This is a genomic window from Alphaproteobacteria bacterium, from assembly GCA_024244705.1.
Lineage (GTDB): Bacteria > Pseudomonadota > Alphaproteobacteria > JAAEOK01 > JAAEOK01 > JAAEOK01.
In genome coordinates this window covers 1-5,526 of sequence record JAAEOK010000099.1, presented here as the reverse complement: position 1 = coordinate 5,526, position 5,526 = coordinate 1, and the positions used below count along the sequence as shown (strand labels likewise).

Annotated in this window: 5 protein-coding genes; all 5 read left to right on the top strand. The window is 61.1% G+C overall.

Translation table 11 applies throughout. The features are described from left to right. Positions 1–815 precede the first annotated feature (815 nt). The 5 genes from GY791_19050 (at position 816) to GY791_19030 (ending at position 5,158) form a co-directional block, all read left to right on the top strand. On the top strand, positions 816–1,136 hold the full coding sequence (locus GY791_19050; GenBank protein MCP4330525.1) for a 2Fe-2S iron-sulfur cluster binding domain-containing protein: 321 nt from the start codon (positions 816–818) through the stop codon (positions 1,134–1,136). 55 nt (positions 1,137–1,191) lie between these two features. Beyond that, complete coding sequence (locus GY791_19045) at positions 1,192–2,028, top strand: ferritin-like domain-containing protein (GenBank protein ID MCP4330524.1); 837 nt, start codon at positions 1,192–1,194, stop codon at positions 2,026–2,028. Positions 2,029–2,627: 599 nt separating this feature from the next. Continuing rightward, a complete protein-coding gene (locus tag GY791_19040) occupies positions 2,628–3,266 on the top strand; it encodes a lipid carrier protein (protein MCP4330523.1) in 639 nt (212 codons plus the stop codon). Then, the gene (locus GY791_19035; GenBank protein ID MCP4330522.1) at positions 3,266–4,255 is read left to right on the top strand and encodes a U32 family peptidase; all 990 of its coding nucleotides are present in this window, start codon (positions 3,266–3,268) and stop codon (positions 4,253–4,255) included. Before GY791_19040 ends, GY791_19035 begins: the two co-directional genes overlap by 1 nt. Before the next feature lie 12 nt (positions 4,256–4,267). Beyond that, positions 4,268–5,158 carry a U32 family peptidase gene (locus GY791_19030; protein MCP4330521.1) on the top strand — a complete coding sequence of 297 codons (891 nt, stop codon included), beginning with the start codon at positions 4,268–4,270 and terminating at the stop codon, positions 5,156–5,158. Positions 5,159–5,526 lie beyond the last annotated feature (368 nt).

Genomic DNA, 5,526 nt, shown 5'->3' with positions numbered 1-5,526 from the left:
AAACTATTTCCGGCACGGATTTGAGCAAGAATGATTCCTAAATGACCCGGGGGCGATTCTTTCTTTTCGCTAGTGGCACCGTGTCGATTCTTTTATTGCGAGCCCTGCCCATCTCACCGACTTTTTCAGCACCCTGCTAGATTCACCCTAAACCTCGATAATTGTGTCGCTGCGTTTCTCGCTGTCGGGGGTCGGCCGCAAAAACGTCCGCTTTCTGCGGTAAATGAGTCGAGGTCGGTCTCGACGTCTGGTCTCTGCCGGCCACCGGCCACGACTCATGTCGGCCACCGAGGGCGAGGTATGGATCCCGGACGTGCAGCGCATTCACTTCTAAAGTTCGCTTTGCGGCCGAGAGAAGACAGTGGGCGGAACCCGATCCGACTTCGGCTCAGAGCCAGACCCGCCACATTTGCACATTGATCCAAGTCAAGGCGGCCGGCGGATTAGTCTGCAGGATTCCCCTCATCCGCGTCTTGCCGGAGGTACTGTCCAATGAGGGTATCCTCGCTAGCTTGAATGCTCTCGGTAGGCCTGATTGCGGTTTCAGGGGGTCCGGGCAACGCCGCCGCTGGTCAGACGAGCGGTAGTGGTAAGGTATTCGTACTGGTCACAGCTTTCACCAACTTCTACTTGGTCCCGATGCCTAACGACGGAGTTGTTGCAGTCAAACCGTTGTCATTTGCGGTGAGACAAATGTCGACGTCGGGCCAAGCTCTGACTTGCCGGTGCTTTCGAATGCAAAGGTACCTCGACGGCCCGGCAACAGCTGAATGCGCTTGCGGCACACCGATCGAAAAGCCGCGTAGGAGGCGATCATGCCGAAGATCACGTTCATAACCGCCGACGGCGTGCGCCGCGAGGTCGCGGCCGAAGCCGGTGAGACCCTACTGGAAACGGCACGCCGGACGTGCGTGGAAATCGAGGGCGCGTGCGAAGGCTCGCTGGCGTGCTCGACCTGCCATGTGCTCGTCGACGACGCCCATTTCAACACCCTGCCGGTGCCGCATGAGGGCGAAAGCGACATGCTGGACCTCGCCTTCGGTCGGGGTCCGACTTCGCGGCTGGCTTGCCAGGTCGTTGTCACTGACAAGCTCGACGGTTTAACCGCGGCCGTCCCAGAGCCGTTCGATATCTGACCGCCGCCTCGACGCACACGGCCGCACAGGAGAACGACCAATTGGGGAAAAGATCATGACGCATTGGACCGATTTCGGCATCTGGCAGGCGACCGACATTCATTGGGACCGATTCCAGGCCTCCCGAGCCGACCCCGATCTCGTCAAACTGGTCAAGGCGGCGAGCCTGGTCGAGCATAACGCTCCGGTCTACGCCCAGTATCTGTGTAACGTGTTCCACGACGATCCCGCCTTCGCGAAGCTGGCCAAGGACTGGTCCGACGAGGAGGTCAAACACGGCAAGACGCTGGCCCGCTACGCTATGCTCGCCGATCCCGACTTCGATTTCGACGTGGCCTTCAAGCGCTACACCGAGGGCTTTCGGGTGCCCGTGGATGTGAGCGAGTCGGTGCGCGGCTCGCTGACTGGGGAGATCCTGGCGCGTTGCGTCGTGGAGACCGGCACCAGCTCCCACTACACGGCGATCCGCAGGGCGACCGACGAGCCGCTCCTTCAGGAGCTGTGCCGCAACCTCGCGGCCGACGAGCTGCGCCACTACAAGACCTTCTGGGAGTTCTCCAAAAAGCTCCGCGAGAAGGAAGGGATCGGCCTCGTCAGACGCGCCCGGGTCGTCATCGGCCGGGTCGCCGAGGCCCAGGACGAGGAACTCGCCTACGCCTTCCATTCGGCCAACGAGAAACCCGGCAGCTTCAATCTCAAGCGCTCGAACGAGACCTATGCCGGGCACGCCTATGGGCTCTACCCGCCCTATTTGCTGGAGCGCATCGTCGCCATGTTGTTGAACGTGATCGGCCTCAAGCCGCACGGTCGGTTGAACCGCCTGATAAGCCGGTTGGCACATTGGAAAATGCAGAGGCGCGCCCGCCGCTTCGCCGCCACGCAACCGGCATAGCCGGCGGTCGGAGCGGAGCTCGACGGGCGCTGTCGGCCGCTCACTCGGTGTCGGCTAGTTTCTGGTCCGTCCCGTAGGGTTTCCGTCCGGCGGCCGACCACGGCGTCAGCAAGCTTGCCCGATGCTTCGGCATCGCGCTGCGCGCGCTTCCTTGTGGACCGGCGCGCCAGACGCGAAACAGAATTGACCCGGAGTTCATAGAAAGGGTTCTAGCCGACGGAGTTCAGCATGGCGTTGGCGTGGTCGCTGTGCCGGCCCTTCAGGTTGCTGCGCCCGAGATGGCCCTCGTTTTTCATGTGTCCGACCACTGCCTCGATGCCCGATCGGCGCCGGAACTCCCATTTAATCCACGCTTCGCACCGAAGGCAGGGAGGCCCAAATCGCCATGAACCGAGACATTCCAAGATCTGGGCTTTAGGACAGCTTTTTTTCCATATAGGGCGCCAGGGTTGACTCAAATCAAGGGATCCAGGTTGGTGATATGCCTCCATGTCGTAGCTAGGCGAAGGGAAAGTCTCTTCTGTCGATGATTGAGTGCGTAAAGCATGGAGAGTTCGACCCGTTTCGATCCACCCCTATCGCCGGTCTTGCTCGCGGGTATGGCGCTCAGGCCGCTGCCGCCGGTCTTGTTGCAGCCGTTGCTCAACGTCGCTACGACAACTGTCAGCCATTGCCATCCTGGCCTGTTCGACCGATTGGCGGCACTTCCAGACTCGACCTTTCTGATCGACCCCGTAGATCTACCCATCGGATTCCTGCTGCGGCCGTCCCCGCCGCCGAGCCTCGTGGCACTCGCCAAAGACATCCAAACAGAGGCGCCGACGGCGACGATTCGGGGCCCTCTGCTGACGCTGATACAACTGCTCGAGGGGAAACTCGATGGCGACGCCCTGTTCTTCTCTCGCGATCTCGTCGTTGAAGGCGATACGGAGGCCGTGGTGACGCTCCGCAACGCCATTGATGGCGCCGGTATCGACCTAAAGGACGACCTGCTATCGGTGTTGGGCCCTTTGGCACCGCCGATCGGGAGTTTGGTCGATCGGTGGGTCGCCGCTTTCACGCGCACGGAACGGAATCTCGAAATCGTCAGGCGAGCGATCCTGGCGCCTGTGGCCGGTCGCTGTGAGGCTCAGGCCGCCGAATTGCGGGACCTTCGGGAACAAGTGGCCGAGTTGGTCAGACAGCGGGCCCACCGCAGCGTTCGGCGTTCCCGTCCGACAGGAACGAGAGGCAACTGATGGGTGCTCGACTGGAACTGGTTTGTCCGGCGGGCAACCCGGCCGCGCTGAGGGCGGCGGTGGACGCAGGCGCCGATGTCGTCTATGCCGGCTTCGCCGACGAAACGAACGCTCGCAACTTCCCCGGTCTTAATTTCAGCCGCGACGAAATGGCGGAGGGCATTGCCTACGCTCGTGAACGACGATGCTGCGTTTATGTTGCCATCAATACCTATCCCGGCGCCGGCAATTCGGCCCCGTGGCGGCGAGCGGTCGATGATGCCGCCGCGCTCGGCGCAGATGCCGTGATTCTCGCCGACATCGGATTGCTCGATTATTCCCAGCGATCGCATCCCGATTTGCGTCGGCATCTTTCGGTTCAGGCGTCGGCCTCGAACGCCGAGGCCATTCGCTTTTATCACCAGGCCTTCGGGGTGAAGCGGGTGGTCTTGCCCCGGGTGCTAACGGTTTCGGAAATCGCCGACCTTAACGCACGGATTGAGGTCGAAACGGAAGTTTTCGCTTTTGGCGGAATGTGCGTGATGGCGGAAGGCCGGTGTTCCCTTTCCTCCTATGTCACGGGCCAATCGCCCAACACCGACGGCGTCTGCTCACCGGCGAGCCACGTCTATTATGAAAAACGGAATAGCGACCTCGTCTCGCGACTGGGCGATTTTACCCTCAACGTGTATTCCGATGGCGAGGCGGCGGGCTACCCAACCCTTTGCAAGGGGCGTTTCGTAACCAATGGCCGCGCCTCTTATCTGTTCGAGGAACCGACCTCGCTCAATGTCCTAACGATGCTTCCCGAGCTGACCGCCGCGGGGGTCAGCGCCTTGAAGATCGAGGGTCGACAGCGCGGCCGTGCTTATGTCGCCAGGGTCGTAGCGACATTCCGCCGCGCGGTCGATGCGGCGGCCCGTGGCGATATGGTTCCCGCCGGCGAATTGGACGCCATGACCGAGGGTCAACGACAAACCGCTGGCGCGTACGATAAGAGCTGGCATTAATCGGACGGCTAGATGACCACGACACTCTCTCTTGGCCCTGTTTTGTTCAACTGGGACGCTGAAGACAGGCGCGATTTCTATTTCCGCATCGCCGACGAGGCGCCCCTCGACACCGTCTACGTGGGCGAGGTCGTGTGCTCGAAACGGGCACCGTATTTCGATCCTCATCTTCCCGCTGTGGTGGATCGTCTGCGGCGCGGCGGCAAGCAGGTCATCCACTCCACGCTGACGCTGATCCTGTGCGAGCGGGAGATGGACGCGGTACGGGCCCTTGCCGAGGTGCCGGAAGTCCTGATCGAGGCTAACGACATCGGCGCCGCCGCATTGCTGGCGGGGCGCCGCCACATCGTCGGCCCATTTGTCAACGTCTATAACGAATGCACACTGGCGTATCTCGCGCGCCAGGGCGCGGTCCGGGTATCTCTACCCTGGGAATTGTCGTCACGGTCGTTGGTGGCGCTGGCAAAATCCGATGCTGCAGAGCTGGAGGTCCAGGTGTTCGGACGCGTGCCGCTGGCGATTTCGGCGCGCTGCTACCATGCGCGCGCCCATGGTCTCCACAAGGATGGCTGTCAATACGTTTGCGCCGAGGATCGGGATGGCATGAGCGTCGAGACCCTCGACGGGGATTCCTTCCTCACCGTTAATGGCACTCAGACGCTTTCTCATACGGTGGCAAACCTGATCGGCCAACTCGAAGAGCTTCAGGAGATGGGTATCAGGGCATTTCGCTTGTGGCCACACGCCATCGATATGGTCGCGGTCGCCAAGGTGTTCAGGGACGTTCTCGATGGCAAGCAAACGCTTGGCGATGGCCGTCGGCGGCTCGACGCGCTTGCCGGTTTGGCACCGTTCGCGAACGGGTTCTACACCGGTGGAAAAGGCGCAGCCGTATCGCCCTAGAGTCTTCTCTGCGAATAGGGCGGGTAGCAGATTGGCCTGGTCGAATACGGTTCGTGTTCGGCCGTGACGCCTGGCATACACTTCTTCTCCGGCCGTCCAAATCTCGATCCAAGCCGCGCCAATTGTCCGCTTTGGGTCGGTAGAGGATATCGGCGCCGCCAACGACTTCCGTCTGCTTTGTTCTTCAAAGCCTTATGGTTGTTGCACGGGGGAGGGCGTGGAACACCCTAGCAGGCTGCTGAAAAACTATTTCCGGCACGGATTTGAGCAAGAATGATTCCTAAATGACCCGGGGGCGATTCTTTCTTTTCGCTAGTGGCACCGTGTCGATTCTTTTATTGCGAGCCCTGCCCATCTCACCGACTTTT